The 15307-nt window shown below is 39.6% G+C and carries 16 protein-coding genes and 1 pseudogene; 8 read left to right on the forward strand and 9 right to left on the reverse strand.

The annotated features are described in order from the left end of the window. Nucleotides 1-121: 121 nt before the first annotated feature. The 7 genes from tadA to HRT50_RS09780 all read right to left on the reverse strand — a co-directional run bounded on the left by tadA (nt 122) and on the right by HRT50_RS09780 (nt 5632). Nucleotides 122-586 (reverse strand): tRNA adenosine(34) deaminase TadA, encoded by a 465-nt coding sequence (gene tadA, locus HRT50_RS09750; protein ID WP_367238868.1) that lies wholly within the window; start codon nt 584-586, stop codon nt 122-124. Between the two features lie 71 nt (nt 587-657). Next, nucleotides 658-1815, reverse strand: a complete 1158-nt coding sequence (gene hemW, locus HRT50_RS09755) for a radical SAM family heme chaperone HemW (protein ID WP_291613879.1) — start codon at nt 1813-1815, stop codon at nt 658-660. 39 nt (nt 1816-1854) lie between these two features. Beyond that, complete coding sequence (gene rdgB / locus HRT50_RS09760; RefSeq protein ID WP_291613880.1) at nt 1855-2466, reverse strand: RdgB/HAM1 family non-canonical purine NTP pyrophosphatase; 612 nt, start codon at nt 2464-2466, stop codon at nt 1855-1857. Between the two features lie 412 nt (nt 2467-2878). Further along, nucleotides 2879-3319 carry a DUF4426 domain-containing protein gene (locus HRT50_RS09765; protein ID WP_291613881.1) on the reverse strand — a complete coding sequence of 147 codons (441 nt, stop codon included), beginning with the start codon at nt 3317-3319 and terminating at the stop codon, nt 2879-2881. Between the two features lie 110 nt (nt 3320-3429). Further along, nucleotides 3430-3975, reverse strand: a complete 546-nt coding sequence (locus tag HRT50_RS09770) for a YggT family protein (RefSeq protein ID WP_291613882.1) — start codon at nt 3973-3975, stop codon at nt 3430-3432. Nucleotides 3976-4075: 100 nt separating this feature from the next. Next, entirely contained in the window at nt 4076-4897 is an 822-nt protein-coding gene (proC, locus tag HRT50_RS09775) for a pyrroline-5-carboxylate reductase (protein WP_291613883.1), read from the reverse strand. 15 nt (nt 4898-4912) lie between these two features. After that, nucleotides 4913-5632 carry a YggS family pyridoxal phosphate-dependent enzyme gene (locus HRT50_RS09780; RefSeq protein ID WP_291613884.1) on the reverse strand — a complete coding sequence of 240 codons (720 nt, stop codon included), beginning with the start codon at nt 5630-5632 and terminating at the stop codon, nt 4913-4915. Nucleotides 5633-5760: 128 nt separating this feature from the next. On the opposite strand from HRT50_RS09780, the gene HRT50_RS09785 reads away from it, so the two are divergent. Next, entirely contained in the window at nt 5761-6804 is a 1044-nt protein-coding gene (locus HRT50_RS09785) for a type IV pilus twitching motility protein PilT (protein WP_291613885.1), read from the forward strand. A 39-nt stretch (nt 6805-6843) separates the two neighbouring features. Further along, nucleotides 6844-7971, forward strand: a complete 1128-nt coding sequence (locus HRT50_RS09790) for a PilT/PilU family type 4a pilus ATPase (RefSeq protein WP_291613886.1) — start codon at nt 6844-6846, stop codon at nt 7969-7971. Nucleotides 7972-8149: 178 nt separating this feature from the next. Here the strand turns inward: HRT50_RS09790 and HRT50_RS09795 are convergent, their stop codons facing one another. Next, the gene (locus HRT50_RS09795) at nt 8150-8611 is read right to left on the reverse strand and encodes a hypothetical protein (protein WP_291613887.1); all 462 of its coding nucleotides are present in this window, start codon (nt 8609-8611) and stop codon (nt 8150-8152) included. Between the two features lie 346 nt (nt 8612-8957). On the opposite strand from HRT50_RS09795, the gene cobT reads away from it, so the two are divergent. The 6 genes from cobT (at nt 8958) to HRT50_RS09825 (ending at nt 14711) form a co-directional block, all read left to right on the forward strand. Beyond that, the gene (gene cobT / locus HRT50_RS09800) at nt 8958-10160 is read left to right on the forward strand and encodes a nicotinate-nucleotide--dimethylbenzimidazole phosphoribosyltransferase (RefSeq protein WP_291613888.1); all 1203 of its coding nucleotides are present in this window, start codon (nt 8958-8960) and stop codon (nt 10158-10160) included. Beyond that, on the forward strand, nt 10157-11020 hold the full coding sequence (locus HRT50_RS09805; RefSeq protein WP_367238867.1) for an adenosylcobinamide-GDP ribazoletransferase: 864 nt from the start codon (nt 10157-10159) through the stop codon (nt 11018-11020). Before cobT ends, HRT50_RS09805 begins: the two co-directional genes overlap by 4 nt. Beyond that, complete coding sequence (cobU, locus tag HRT50_RS09810; RefSeq protein ID WP_291613890.1) at nt 11017-11577, forward strand: bifunctional adenosylcobinamide kinase/adenosylcobinamide-phosphate guanylyltransferase; 561 nt, start codon at nt 11017-11019, stop codon at nt 11575-11577. The genes HRT50_RS09805 and cobU overlap by 4 nt, the downstream gene beginning before the upstream one ends. 151 nt (nt 11578-11728) lie before the next feature. Continuing rightward, nucleotides 11729-12565, forward strand: coding sequence for a histidine phosphatase family protein (locus HRT50_RS09815; RefSeq protein WP_291613891.1), 837 nt, complete (start codon nt 11729-11731; stop codon nt 12563-12565). Between the two features lie 19 nt (nt 12566-12584). Beyond that, on the forward strand, nt 12585-14174 hold the full coding sequence (locus HRT50_RS09820) for a cobyric acid synthase (RefSeq protein WP_291613899.1): 1590 nt from the start codon (nt 12585-12587) through the stop codon (nt 14172-14174). A gap of 123 nt (nt 14175-14297) precedes the next feature. Continuing rightward, complete coding sequence (locus HRT50_RS09825; RefSeq protein WP_291613893.1) at nt 14298-14711, forward strand: putative zinc-binding protein; 414 nt, start codon at nt 14298-14300, stop codon at nt 14709-14711. A 99-nt stretch (nt 14712-14810) separates the two neighbouring features. Here the strand turns inward: HRT50_RS09825 and HRT50_RS09830 are convergent. Further along, nucleotides 14811-15307: pseudogene (locus HRT50_RS09830) on the reverse strand (hypothetical protein); the annotation flags it as partial.

Here is a 15307-nt window from a genome sequence, read left to right on the forward strand (position 1 = left end):
ATTCAGAAAATAGAAAATTAATATAACTAAATAAGAGGAATACATATAAGTTAGCACAGGGTTCAATATTCGCCATCAATTAGCGGCTATTTCTAGTCGCAAGGTTTTTCGGCGATATTGCTCACTTAAGAGCAGTTTGTTTAGCTTGTTTTTTTTCCTTTCTACGACGTTTAAAAAAGGCAGATAGCAGTTGGCTACAATCCTCTTGCATTATATCTGAGCTTATTTCCAACTGATGATTTAGCTGTGGATTATTGACTAGGTTAAAAGCACTACCGGCGGCGCCTGTTTTAAGATCACTGCAGGCATAGACTAAGCGCTTTATTCTGCTATGAACTAATAAGCCAGCACACATAGGGCAGGGCTCAAGAGTTACGTATAAGGTACAGTCTAGTAGTCGGTAATTATTAAGAAATTGCCCCGCTTGTCTAATAGCATTCATTTCCGCATGGCTTGACGGATCGTTAAGCATAATAGACTGATTAAAGCCCTCAGCAATAATCTTGCCTTGATGCACTACCACGGCACCTACCGGTATTTCATCATGTTGCTCAGCTTGCTGAGCTAACTCGAAAGCCCTTTGCATAAACGTTAAATCAAGCTGACGTTGTTGCTCAGGGTTTTGTGTTAGCTGTGAGCTTGATGATGGTGTTAGTGTCATAAGAAAATTTCCAACAGGTCATTTAAATATCTTTGTCCTGTTGTCGTGACCAGCCAATATTCTTCATTGTCTCGCATTTCAAAAACCATGAGTTTTTTTTGCTGAGCTTCTTTTAGTAACGGCAGTACGGAGCTGATTTTAAGCCCCGTGCTTTTTTGAAATTGCTCGACACTAAAAGCACGATGTAGCCTTAACTGATTCATCATAAACTCAAACGAACGCTCACTTTCATCGACCTCTGATAATTGATCTAAGAAATCTCGCTTGTCATCCAAATAACCTTTAGGGTGCTTAACCTTAACCGTACGCATTATTTTTTGTGTGCGGCTATCGGAAATCTTGCCATGAGCGCCACAGCCAATGCCAAGGTAATCACCATATTGCCAGTAGTTTATATTATGCTGACATTGGTAACCTGGCTTAGCGTAAGCTGAAATCTCATATTGGATATAACCCGCTTCTTTGAGCAACTCTACTCCTCTATCTTGGATCTCCCACAAAACATCATCCACGGGTAATTTCGGTGGCTTAGAGTGGAAAATAGTATTAGGTTCAATCGTCAACTGATACCAAGAAATATGATGAGGGTTAAGACTAATGGCGATTTTTAAATCGTCTAAGGCATTCTCCAAAGACTGGTTAGGTAAACCATGCATTAAATCTAAATTAAAACTGGTTACCCCGCTATCTGTGGCTAGTTTTGCCGCAGTTTGGGCTTGATTACTATCATGGATACGTCCGAGTTTTATCAACTTATCAGATGCAAAACTTTGTACGCCAATAGAAAGTCGAGTTACACCCGCATTGTAAAAACCAATAAACTTGTCGGCTTCAACGGTACCTGGGTTGGCTTCTAAGGTGATTTCAATATCTGCTTTATGATCGAAGCGACTCAGCACCTGTTTTAGTAAGATTTTAATTGATGCAGCTGAAAATAAACTCGGTGTTCCGCCACCAATAAATATTGAGTGTAATGGGCGATCGCTTAAGGAAAAACGCTTAATATCAGCATCTAAATCGGCAATTAAAGCGCTAACATAATCCTGTTCGGGAATAGCGCTTTTAACGGCATGGGAATTAAAATCACAATAAGGGCATTTTTCCACACACCATGGAATATGGATGTATAGTGAAAGTGGCTGGTTTTCTAACATATCTAACATACCTAACATAAGCACAGGGCTTTAAAAAGTTTACTTTGTAGCAAGGTTAAGTTTTTCAACCAATTTTGCTAATGCTTGACCACGATGACTGCGTTGGTTCTTTACATCTCGTGTTAATTGCGCTGAGGACATTTGTAAATCATTTTGCCAAAAAACCGGATCATAACCAAAGCCTTGTTCACCTTGTTTACTTCTTGAAATAGTACCTTGCCATACACCATGGCAAATAAGTGGTGTTGGATCATTTTCATGTTTCATATAAACCAGCACACAGTGAAAGCGTGCCGTTCGTTGCTCATCCGGGGTATCGGCTAAAGCGGCGAGTAACTTGTTGGTATTATCATCATCGGTTACTTGCCCTTGGGTGATGTCGGCAGCGTAACGCGCAGAATAAACACCCGGTGCACCATTTAAAGCATCAACTTCTAAACCTGAATCATCGGCAATAGCAGGTAAACCAGTAATTTTTGCCGCATGACGGGCTTTAATAATGGCATTCTCGACAAAGGTAGTGCCGGTTTCGGCAACTTCAGGTACATCAAATTCACTTTGCGGAACTACTTCAAGACCTTGCTCAGCCAACAATTGTGCTAACTCTTTAACTTTGCCTTGATTTCCTGTGGCTAATACTACTTTTGACATGATGCTTACCTGTGGCTATTGCGATTTTTATCGATGATATTTTAAAGGCGCCATTCTACCTTATACTGGCCTGTATCGCTAAAATTAAGGCTAAAAAAAAGAGCTATATAAAGCTCTTTTTTAATAATACCAAATCAATAAAGCTTGTTCCCACTCAGAGCTTGTCAGCGTTTTGAGAACAAATAGAATTTCTTTATGTATAGTCATTCTATATTAAGGGAATTATGTGCAGTTATCGAATTGCTGACAAACTCCCTAAGGGCGGGTTTAAAAGGCTTACATGCAGCGTTATTGATTTTGACAATAGAATAACTATTCTCTTCAATCAATGCCTTGCTTCTAAGCCTTTTAAGTCTCGCTGTGTGGTAAGAAGCTTACTTGAATTGGTATACCAAGTTAACGGCGTTTGCTATTAATCAACATAGAATTTTTGTGAAAATTTTAATTGCTGCTTTTCTTTACCATCATTAATCATAATATCAAAATGAAGGGTTTCTTCATTGTGATAGCTTACTTGGGCGAGATAATAAATAGCTTTACCTTCTTTGACCTCTTTAAAGTCTAGGTCTTTAAATTGTCCCAGATTGTTTTTAGCTTTACCGGTAATACTCACTGATTTGGCTGGTGTGCCTTTTTGGCTATTGTCTAATACCGAAATATTGATTAAACCATTGTATCGGCTGCGGGTAATACCATAGACCTTAGCTATCTCAGGGGTGAAAAAGGTTGAACCAATAGCCATGTAATGTACATTCATTGAACCTAATTTTTTCATGTTTTCAGCGCTAACACTGGTCATCACAAACAAGCTAAGGCTAAGTGCGATAAGTAGTTTGATGATTGAAGTTTTCATGTGGATCTCCCAAAAAAAGTACTGCAGACTTAGAACTGTGCTATTACTCTCTTTTATTATAGAACAGTTCTAAAGTAAGTTAAGTTCAAACATATAGGCAAACTGCTATGTTATAACGCGCCCCAATAAGGCAGTGAACTTGCCAATAATATATTGATGACATTCATCGCCAAAAACGCAACTAACATGGATAAATCTAAACCACCCATATTGGGGATTATTTTTCGAATAGGTCGTAAAAAAGGGTCTGTTAATTGGCTAATTACCATTAATGTAGCATTGTAGCCTTTTACTACCCAACTCATGATAGCCATGATGATCATTAATACAAACAGTAAGAAGCCCGCTTGTTTTAATAACACTAATAAACCGATGTAAAAGGCTAAAACACCTAAGCTTTCACCGGATAAAGCCGCCAGAGTAACAAATTTTAATGTTGCGACAATATAAGCAACAACTATGGTTGCCAGGTCTAACCCGCCGAATCCAGGAATAATTCGGCGCAGTGGTACCACTAATGGGTTACTTACTTTGACAATGAATTGGCTTAATGGGTTATAAAAGTCAGCTTTTACCCATTGTAGCCATATGCGCATGATTAAAATCATTAACAAGGCGTCGAAGGCGAATCTAAGCAAATAAATAATTGCTTCCATTGGTTTTCCTCTAGTTAATTTTAAATTTGGTAATTAATTTTTTAGAATTATAAATTTTTAATAATAAGTTTCTAATTAAAAATCCTGTAAATGAAATGAGCTATTTAGCCATTTCTTCAGCACGGGTAATGGCTGCATTCATGGCATTTTTCACCATTTCTTCGATACCATCATGCTTAAACTGCTCTATTGCTGCATGGGTAGCACCACCTTTTGAGGTGACATTAGCGCGCAAAGTAGAGATAGCATCGTCATTATGGGCAACCATTTGTGCTGCGCCTAGGGCCGTTTGCTGTACTAACATACGACTTTCTTGGGCAGAAAAACCTAAATGTTGCGCTTGTTTCTCCATAGCTTCCATAAACAAGAAAAAATAAGCTGGAGCAGAGCCAGCAACGGCGATAATATCATTAATCTTATCTTCTGTGGCAAGCCAAATTATTTTGCCAACAGCAGTCATAAGCTTCTCGGCAATCGATTTTTGCTCTGTGCTAACTTCAGGTGAGGCATATAAACCACTCATGCCTAGGCCCAACTGTGCTGGCGTGTTAGGCATAACGCGAATCACTGGCGGCAAGTTTACCTGGCTGTTTTTTGATAGCGCTAATTGAATCTGTGCCACTGTAGTCCCTGCGGCAACGGAGATAAACAGTTTTCCGGAAATACTGATAGCCTGACTTATTTGTCGACAAACGTCAGTGATAAAGTGTGGCTTTACACAAAGCACAACCACATCAGCAAATTCACAGGCCTTATTATTGTCATCAGTTTGTAAAACGCCGAATTCTTGCGCCAGATTCAGTCTCTTTGCCTCAGAAGGGTTAGACACCATGATGTTTTGTGCTGCCACACCTGAGTTGACTAGGCCAATAATAATCGCACGCGCCATGTTACCGGCACCAATAAAGGCAATTTTGTTCATAAAGATGTCCTAAGGTTAATTTTTATATGTTCGTTCGCCAAATATGGCGGTACCAATTCTCACCATGGTTGAACCGTGAGCCACCGCTTGTTCCAAATCATTAGACATACCTAAAGAAAGGGTATCGACACTGGGGTACTGTTTTTGCAATTGTGCAAATAATTGCTGCATTTTTTCATAGCAGGCGCTGCTGGCGTTTTTTTCAGGTACGGCCATTAAGCCACGTAAGGTGAGTTTATCACAGTTGTTGACTATTTCAGCGAGCGAAAAAATGTCATCAATAGCAACACCTGATTTTGACTCTTCATTGCTAATATTCACTTGTAAACATATGTTTAGCGGAGTATTGTGACAATTGTTATCTTGGATATGTTGATTTAAGCGCAGGGCAATTTTTTCTCTATCGACACTATGAACCCAAGAGAAATTACTGGCAATTTGTTTGGTTTTATTCGACTGAATTGGGCCAATAAAGTGCCAACTTGCCTCATTTAAGTGTGCCAGCTGGGCTATTTTTTCTATGGCTTCTTGCAGGTAATTTTCACCAAAATCATGTTGCCCGGCTAAATAGGCCTGCTCGATGAGGGCCGCTGGCTTAGTTTTACTGACTGCTAGTAGCGATACTGGCAATGATTGCTTTGACTGTTCACTAAGATGAGTTAATCGACCACTTTGCTGGCAAGCTTGCTGAATTTGCGCTTTAATTTTATCAAGATTATCTTTAATGTTTATCATGTGAATTTAGCGTGAACTTTTTAACTTATATTATTTTCTGGATAGTATAACCTATTAAATTATTACCGATAAAAGATAAAAACATTATTTTTTATCACCCTATTTATTACCGTATAAAAGAGGCTTTTATGGATATTACCGAACTACTTGCATTTAGCGTACAGCATAACGCATCAGATTTACATTTATCAACGGGCACACCACCGTCAATTCGTGTAGATGGTGATATACGTAAACTTAATATCCCAGCTTTTGATGCTAAAGATGTTAATGCTTTAGTGTATGACATTATGAATGACCGTCAGCGCAAAGAATATGAAGAGAATTTAGAGGTGGATTTCTCCTTTGAAGTCCCCGGATTAGCGCGCTTCAGGGTGAATGCTTTTAATCAAAATCGCGGTCCAGCAGCCGTGTTTCGTACCATCCCAAGTAAAATCCTGTCACTTGACGACTTAGGTTGTCCGGAAATATTTCGGGAAATTTCCGATACCCCGCGCGGCTTAGTTTTAGTAACAGGACCTACCGGCTCGGGTAAATCAACCACCTTAGCGGCCATGGTTGATTATATAAATAATACCAAACACGATCATATTCTTACCATCGAAGATCCTATCGAGTTTGTGCACGAGAACAAAAAGTGTTTGATTAACCAGAGGGAAGTCCATCGTGATACTTTGAGTTTTTCAGCGGCATTGCGTTCTGCCTTACGTGAAGATCCTGATGTTATTCTCGTTGGTGAAATGCGTGATTTAGAAACTATTCGCTTAGCCATGACAGCAGCAGAAACGGGTCATCTAGTCTTTGGTACACTGCATACCACTTCAGCGCCCAAGACTATTGACCGTATTATTGATGTTTTTCCGGGTGAAGAAAAATCTATGGTGCGCTCTATGCTTTCTGAGTCATTACGTGCTGTTATCTCTCAAACTTTGATTAAAAAGGTTGGTGGTGGTCGTGTTGCTGCCCATGAAATAATGATTGGTGTACCCGCTATTCGAAACCTGATTCGCGAAGATAAAATAGCGCAAATGTATTCGGCTATTCAAACCGGTATGCAACACGGTATGCAAACCATGGATCAATGTCTGCAAAACCTAGTAAATCGCGGCATGATTACCAAACAAGATGCCATGGAAAAAGCGGTTGATAAAAATCAATTTTCAGGTTTTTAGCACCTAGCTTTTGCCAGTAAAAGAAATAGAGGATATTAGATGAGACTTCATCAATTATTAGAAAAAATGGTAAAAAAAGACGCTTCGGATATGTTTGTCACCGCCAAAATGGCGGTAAGCGCAAAGATAAATGGTGAGTTGCAACCGATAGATGATGCGGTATTAACGGCTGAAGAGTCTTTAGAACTTGTCCATGCCGCCATGAATGAAAAACAGCAGCAGCAATTTCATAACGAAAAAGAATGTAACTTTGCTATTGAAATTGATGATATTGGCCGTTTTCGTATCTCTGCTTTTTGGCAAAGAGATATGGCCGGTATGGTTGCTCGTCGTATCGTCACTGTAATACCTGATGTTGACGATTTAGGTTTACCACAGATACTTAAAGAAGTTGTTATGTCTAAGCGTGGCTTAGTACTTTTTGTTGGTGGTACCGGTACGGGTAAATCAACCTCAATGGCATCACTGATAGGTTATCGTAACCGTAATTCTTGTGGCCATATTTTAACCATTGAAGATCCGGTGGAATTTGTCCATGAACATGGCAAAAGTATGATCACTCAGCGTGAAGTTGGTTTAGATACCGAATCTTTTGACGCTGCACTGCAAAGTTCATTACGACAGGCGCCGGATGTTATCTTAATTGGTGAAATCCGTAACCAAGAAATTATGGAGCATGCGCTAAGTTTTGCTGAAACGGGTCACTTATGTATTGCTACCCTGCATGCTAACAATGCCAACCAAGCCATTGATCGGATTATGCATTTAGTGCCAGCGGATCAACACGGTAAATTATTATTTGATTTGGCATTAAACTTACGCGGCATTATTGCTCAACAGCTGGTACCGACACAAGACGGCCATAGTCGAGTTGCCGCCATTGAGATTTTACTTAACTCGCCTTATATCAGTGAACTTATCAAAAAAGGTGATATTGGTAGTATTAAAGAGGTTATGGAAAAGTCTAATGAATTAGGCATGCAAACGTTCGATCAGGCGCTTTTTAATCATTATCAAAATGGTTTGATCACTTATGCTGATGCCTTACATCATGCAGATTCACCAAATGATTTACGCTTAATGATTAAATTACGTAGTAATGAACAAGCAGGTACAGGTGGATTATCTGGGGTAACGTTAGACGGTTTTGAGCCGACAGATAGCTAGCAACTATTGCCTTGTTAGTTACTATTACCTTGTGAGTAGACTTTACTGACTTGCTGGTTATAACTGAGTTGTAGGCTATAAAATTCGAAAGCTGATATTTACTTATTTTCAAAAGTAACTATCAGCTTTTTTATAACTCAAAGAAGTGTCTTTAATAGTTTTAGATGGTTATTGGACGTTAATCTGCTTTCTTGCTTGGCTGTGAACTATTACCAACATAATAGTAAAGCGTCCAAGTGGTAGAAAATAAGCCCGATGTTGGTACTAAATGTGTTGAGAAGCTTACTTGCTCACTATGTTTAGCGTCATGATTAGTAAAAACTGCCTTCATGCCATCATCGTGTTTTCTTTTACTTTCTTCTAATTGCCACTCATCACCTAAGCATTGTTGAGTGATTTTTTTTGCATTGTGATAATAGTTTTGCGCGGTTTCTTCATTTGGCGCAACTAAGCGACAAGAATAAGAGTGTTGCTTGCCGCCCCATGAAAACACTTGGCAGTTTTCACCAAAAAGCTGATATTTAGCTTTCCACATATTACTGACTCTGCCGCCCACTTTTATCTCTTTAAGTTGCTTAAAGTCATCATAATAAGCATTTTTAAGTAAGTCGAGCTTAGTACAAGGGTTCGTCAGGGGCATAATGTTGGCGGAGATTTTTGTATTTTGATTAACACAACTTGTCAAAAAGATGCTGGAGAGGATAAGGGTACATTTTGTAATTATTTTCATAAAACTATATCAGCCTGACGTAAAATTTTAAGGTAAATACTTGCTATTGGTGATGGTACAGAGTTTTAACTATTTTTCCTAGCTAAGCTAGCACTAAAATTCACTAGTGCAAACAATAAAAAGATAAAAAGCAACAGGGTATTAAGGTACTTTAACGCTATATCATAGTGAAAAGAGTTATGTTTTTAGCAAGTTAAATAGCTTAAAATAAAAACATTATTTTTATTATTTATTACAACTCTTTAGACTAAGCCTCATGATGCCTATTTCACCTTTAAGTAAAGAAACACTCGACAGTATCCAAACCAAAATAGACCATAAAACTAAACCACTAGGCGCCTTAGGTGCACTTGAACCCTTGGCTTTACAACTCGCTTTAATTAACCAGCAAAGACGAGAAAACAACTGCAAGTTTGCTAGTGCTAGCTTATCTAACACTGTTGATGAAGCCAGTGAAAAAATAAGCATGAAAATGCCGACCATGTTAGTTTTTGCTGGCGATCACGGCATCAATGAAGAAAAATTAAGTATTGCCCCCAGTGAAGTGACCCAGCAAATGGTACTCAATTTTTTACAGGGTGGCGCGGCGATAAACTGCTTTTGCCAAAGTAATGAACTTGCCTTAACTGTGATTGATTGCGGTATATTGAAAGCGATTGAGCAGGACAAGATACCTCAGCCGGTAAAGGGTAATATGAGTAGGGTTAACCTTATTGAGCAACGACTTGGCGCAGGCACCAATAATTTTTCACTAGGGCCAGCTATGTCTATCACTCAGGTAGAGCAAGGCTTTGAATATGGCAGGCAAGTTGTTAATGCGCAAGTCGCACAGGGGGTCGAGTTATTATTGCTTGGTGAAATGGGTATTGCCAATACTAGCTCTGCTGCTGCGTTAATGTCAGCGCTCACTACATTTAGTGTCGAGCAATGTGTCGGTCGAGGTACTGGTATTACGGATGAGCAATTAAATAAAAAAATAGCTTTGATAGAGAAAGCATTACAGCGAGTTAGCCTATCTTGTAAAGAGTTGAGTAGAGAGTCCGGGAAAGAGCCTGAGACTTTAAATCAAACTGAGGTACTAACTCTTTTATCTGAATTAGGCGGCTTCGAAATAGTACAAATGGTCTCTGCGATATTAACTGCGGCAGCTAAAAGTATTCCGGTCGTTATTGATGGCTTTATTGTTAGTGTGGCCGCACTTGTTGCCCTTCGCTTAGATAAAAATGTCGCCAACTACCTTATATTTTCACATGTCTCGCAAGAGAAAGCTCACCAAGATTTACTATCTGAACTATTAACGGCACAAACATTAACTGAGCAAGATGGCCAAGCCTTATTAAATCTAGGTTTACGTTTGGGGGAGGGCACTGGTGCTGCACTTGCTTATCCTTTGATTAAAGCGGCGGCAAGTTTTTATAATAATATGGCCAGTTTTGAAAGTGCTGGAGTTACGGTGTGACTAAGCCAGCAAATGGAGAGATAAAAGTGCAGGTAAAAGAGTCTCAGATAGAGCAGTTAAAAGCGCAAGCAAAAACTCAGCTGAATTTATTTTATTTGGCACTAAGTTTTTTTACACGTTTACCTGTGCCCCAATCAATGATTTATTCAGAGGCATTACTCAATAAAGCTAACCGATACTTCTCCTTAGTAGGCTTAGTCACAGGTTTACTTCTTACGTTGATTTATGTCGTTTTTAGTGGTTTTTTACCCGTCAATATCGCTGTGTTGTTAACTATGGGCGCAAGTTTACTACTAACAGGCGCTTTTCATGAGGACGGTTTAGCCGATATGGCTGATGGCATTGGTGGCGCTTTTGCTAGAGAAAAGCGACTAAGCATAATGAAAGATAGTCGTATTGGTACTTATGGCGCTGCTGCCTTAGTGATGGCTTTGCTGTTAAAATTTACTTTGTTAGTAGAGTTGGCTCAGCAAGAGAGTAACCACTTACTTTTAGCGCTAATTTTAGCGGCAAGTTTATCTAGGGCTGTTGCGGGTAGTTTAATTTCTAGCATGCCCTATGTCAGTGACGATGAGCAAAGTAAGAGTAAGCCCTTAGCTCAGGCGCAGTCTTCAACTGAGTTATCTATCTTACTCTTGATAGGTATTGCGCCATTAATTTTTTATGCAAGCGAAGTGGTATTTGCTTTGTTGCTGGTGTTATTGATTTTTCGTTGGTTATTTAAGCAGTGGCTTATGGACAAAATAGGTGGCTTTACCGGTGATTGTTTAGGCGCAGCACAGCAAATTTCTGAGTTACTTATTTATCTAACGCTGGTTTCCTTTATCAATAAAGATATCTTGTCAGGAGTAATAACTTGATTCATTTTGTTCTAGGTGGGGCGCGCTCGGGTAAGTCGAAATTTGCCGAGCAACAAGTACTGAAATTGACCACAAGGCAAAATAAACAAGCGGTTTATATTGCTACGGCAACTGTCATTGATGTGGAAATGGGCAGTAGAATAAATCAGCATAAAAATGATAGAGCTGCACGGGGTGATAGCTGGCAATTAATTGAATGTCCATTAGCGCTTGCCGAAACACTGACTGACCTTGATAACAATAAGGTCTATTTATTGGACTGTTTAACCTTGTGGCTGAATAACCAACTTTATGCTGTGCATGGAGCAAGCAACGGCGAGCAAGGTCAGCACTTACAAACTAAGATAGATAGTTTAGTCGTGTCTTTAGGCTCAGTAAATGCTGACGTTATTATTGTCAGCAATGAAATAGGTCTAGGTGTTATCCCAATGGGCGAATCAACCCGTTTATATGTTGATTATTGTGGTTGGTTAAATCAAAAAGTTGCCGGCATTGCCGATAAGGTCACCTTGGTAACCGCGGGAATTCCGTTAACTATTAAAAATGTTAATGGGTAAGTGATAATTATACCAATTTAATTATCGCTCACTTGTGCTGGTTAAAATACCTCAATCCCAATAGCCAGCTATTGCTCAATCAAGCGCCTTGCCCTGATTTATTTTTCCTGCGCACAACAAGATCACAAACTTAATGGAATTGGTATTATTTATGCTTGAAATAGAGTTAATAAGGCATGTAAAGGTAACTGGTAAACCGGCTTTATATGGTTGCACAGATATAAAGCCTATTGCTAGTGAGAATAGCCGTTTGCTTAAATACTTAGTTGCCCAACAAAAAAGCGCGAAAGCTTATCAAACTATTGTTTGCTCACCTCTAATACGTTGCCAAGTTTTAGCGCGAGAATTTTCCGAGGCTTGCCATTTACCTTTAGAGATATCTCCGGATTTACAAGAGATGAACTTTGGCTGTTTTGATGGCGTTCCTTTTGATGACATTCCTTTTGATAATACTCCCTTTAGCGAAGCGCAAAGTCCAAGCATAAAGGGGCAGAGTCGAAAGCTAAATGAACTAAGTCCTCTAAATGAATTAAGTCCTGAACTGCATTGGTCACAGCTTGAAGCTTTTTTTCTAGCCCCTGCAGAGATAGTATTACCTAAGGCTGAGACCTTAGCCGTTTTTCATCATAGAGTAATAAACGCCTGGAAAATTTTGCTAGCCCAACATATCGCTATTGCCACTAAGCAAACAGAATCGAAAACACCTCGACGGGTTTTAGTTATTGTCCATGGCGGTGTTATTCGCATGATATTAGCGCATATATTACAACTAGATTGGCAACAAGCCAGTTGGCATCAAAAGTTACAGATTGGTCATGGTAGTCTCTCTCGGGTTTTTGTTAGCCAGCCTTATCAAGATAAAAAACAATGCCGGAAACCAACCCCTGAGCCACACCAACAACAACCCCAATATTTATATCAACAACCATCCCAACAGTTACATCAGCAAGTGACGGCCATTGCCATACCGCTGCTCGAGGACTTTTAAATTGAAAGCCAAGCAAGACATGCAAAGTAAAACTCAGACTACGAATAACCCATTTGAGTTAGCAAAATCTGCTCAAGGCAAAACCTTGATGGTGCAAGGGACAACTTCCGATGCAGGAAAAACTACCTTAGTAGCTGGCCTTTGTCGCTTGTTTGCTGATTTACATATTAAGGTAGCACCATTTAAGCCGCAGAATATGGCACTCAATAGTGCCGTTACCCCTTGTGGTGGCGAAATAGGCCGAGCACAAGCACTGCAAGCTAAGGCAGCGCGCTTACCTTTAGATGTCGACTTTAACCCTATTTTACTCAAACCTAATAGTGACACTGGCGCACAAGTAATTGTCCATGGCAAAGCGCTTAGCCATAACGCATCGTCGAATATGGAAGCGAGTGAGTACCAAGATTATAAAAAAGTGGCTATGCAAGCCGTGCTTAGTTCACATCAGCGCTTAATAAAAAAATATGAATTGGTGGTAGTAGAGGGAGCGGGAAGCCCGGCAGAGATAAACTTACGTGAGGGTGATATTGCCAACATGGGTTTTGCCGAGGCCGTCGATTGCCCAGTGTTGATTATTGCTGATATAGATAAGGGCGGCGTGTTTGCGCAATTGGTTGGTACCTTGATGTTGTTGTCACAGTCAGAGCAAGACCGAGTTGTTGGCTTTGTCATTAACCGCTTTCGTGGCGATATTAAGTTACTTGAGTCAGGCTTGACCTGGTTGGAGCAAAAAACCAATAAACCCGTGTTAGGGGTTTTACCTTATTTACACGGCTTAGATATATCTTCTGAAGATGCGCTGGTAACAAAACAGTCATCAACACAAGGCACATCGTCTTCAGGCAAAGTGCGTATTGTGGTATTAGTTTATCCGCATATGAGCAATCACACTGATTTTGATGCCTTGCGCCACCATAACGATATTGATTGCCAATTTCTGTTCGCTAAGGGGGCTGAAGGTGATACTAGTCCTGAAAAAATAGCTATTCCTCCCTGTGATTTGATTATTTTACCTGGTAGTAAGAATGTTCGTAGTGACCTCAGCTTTTTACGTCAACGTGGCTGGCATAATGATATTGCCAAACATCTGCGTTATGGCGGCAAAGTAATAGGCATTTGTGGTGGTTATCAAATGCTTGGTCAATTGATCGATGATCCCGATGGATTGGAAGGGCAAGCGGGTAGCAGTAAAGGTCTCGGCTATTTTGCTATGAAGACAGTGTTAAAGCGGCAAAAGACCTTGCTTAATGTTTCAGGACTATTACAACTAGCTGGACAAAGCGTTGAAATCAGTGGTTATGAGATTCATGCCGGTGAGAGCACAGTTCTTAATGACGACGAAAAACCGCTTGATACGCTACTTGATATTCAAGGCGATAAACAAGGGTTAATAACGGAAGATGGTCAAATAGCAGCTTGTTATTTACATGGCTTGTTTGACCAGCCCAATGCCCTAAAACTCTTTATGCATTGGCTTGGTCATGAGGTAAGTCAAGCGCCGAGTATTGAAGTACTTGAGGAACAAGCCATTGAACGTGTCAGTCAAGCATGTCAAAAATATCTGGATATGGCAAAAATAAAACAAATAATAACAGACTGGTACAAATAACCACAAAGTAATAAAGGTTATTGTTTGCTGTATTGATCTAAATCAATTCTTCGTTATTTCAGCTTGTTAAAATGCTCTTATTGGTAATATTGCCAGCTGAAAAGGTAGCGCAGGAGTGGCTTAATGTCGTACTTACAACAATCCCCTAAACTCAATAGTGATAACAGCAAGAGTAAACCAATAGTTTACTCTTGCTCTGGTTGTTCAAACCTTGCGCAGATGGCGCACAATATTTCTTTAAACCTTGATGGTGACGGTATTGCTGAAATGTCTTGTGTTTCAGGGGTTGTCGGTCAGGTTGAGCCTATTCTGGCTTTGGCAAAATCAGGTCGAGCTATTATTGCTATTGACGGCTGTGAGCTGGGTTGCACTAAAGCTTGTCTGGATAAAAGCGCTATCAAAACCGATCACTACTTTAAAATTAGCGATTTAGGCTTTGATAAACGTGATAAATGGCATGATTCTCTTAGTGAGAATACTATTGCTATGAAAAGTATCTATCAAGCTCTGATGAATGCAGGTATTGGCTTTACTTAAAAACCAGTTAACAGTAAAAGAATTATTATAAAAAAGCGGCTCAATTTAATTGATCCGCTTTTTTATTTTGCATTCGATTATATAGCGGTACAGGTCAAACTAAGCGTCTTTATCTAAGAAGGGTGCGTACTGATTGTGTTTACCCAATACTGCTTGACTGCCTTTAAGAGAGAAGCTATAACCACAGAGTGAAAATTTACCACGAAAAGCCAGTGCCTGTACTAGTTCTTGACTATCAAGGGGAGAGAAACTAGCAAAGTATTCACTGCCGCTTTCAACCAAAACAGTTAAAGGACGTAAAGCACTACCTTTATTAAATTTAATACTTTGACAGCTTTTATCACCCTTTGCGGATAGCTGTGACCATAGCTCACCATCAGGAACTTGATCAGCCTGCCAGTGAATGATAATTCCCTGATATTCAGATAAGTATAAATTGAAGTTATCTGGCATCTCAAGCAAATGGTTCTTAGTAGTAATGCTATTACTGGCGGTGCTTTGAGAGCTATCTTGTGTTTCAGTCAATTCAGTCTCATTGCTACTTAACTGCTGTTCATTGATTGAGTTAAATAAACTATTAACAAAGACCGCGATAA

The organism is Colwellia sp., from assembly GCF_013215345.1.
Classification (GTDB): domain Bacteria; phylum Pseudomonadota; class Gammaproteobacteria; order Enterobacterales; family Alteromonadaceae; genus Colwellia.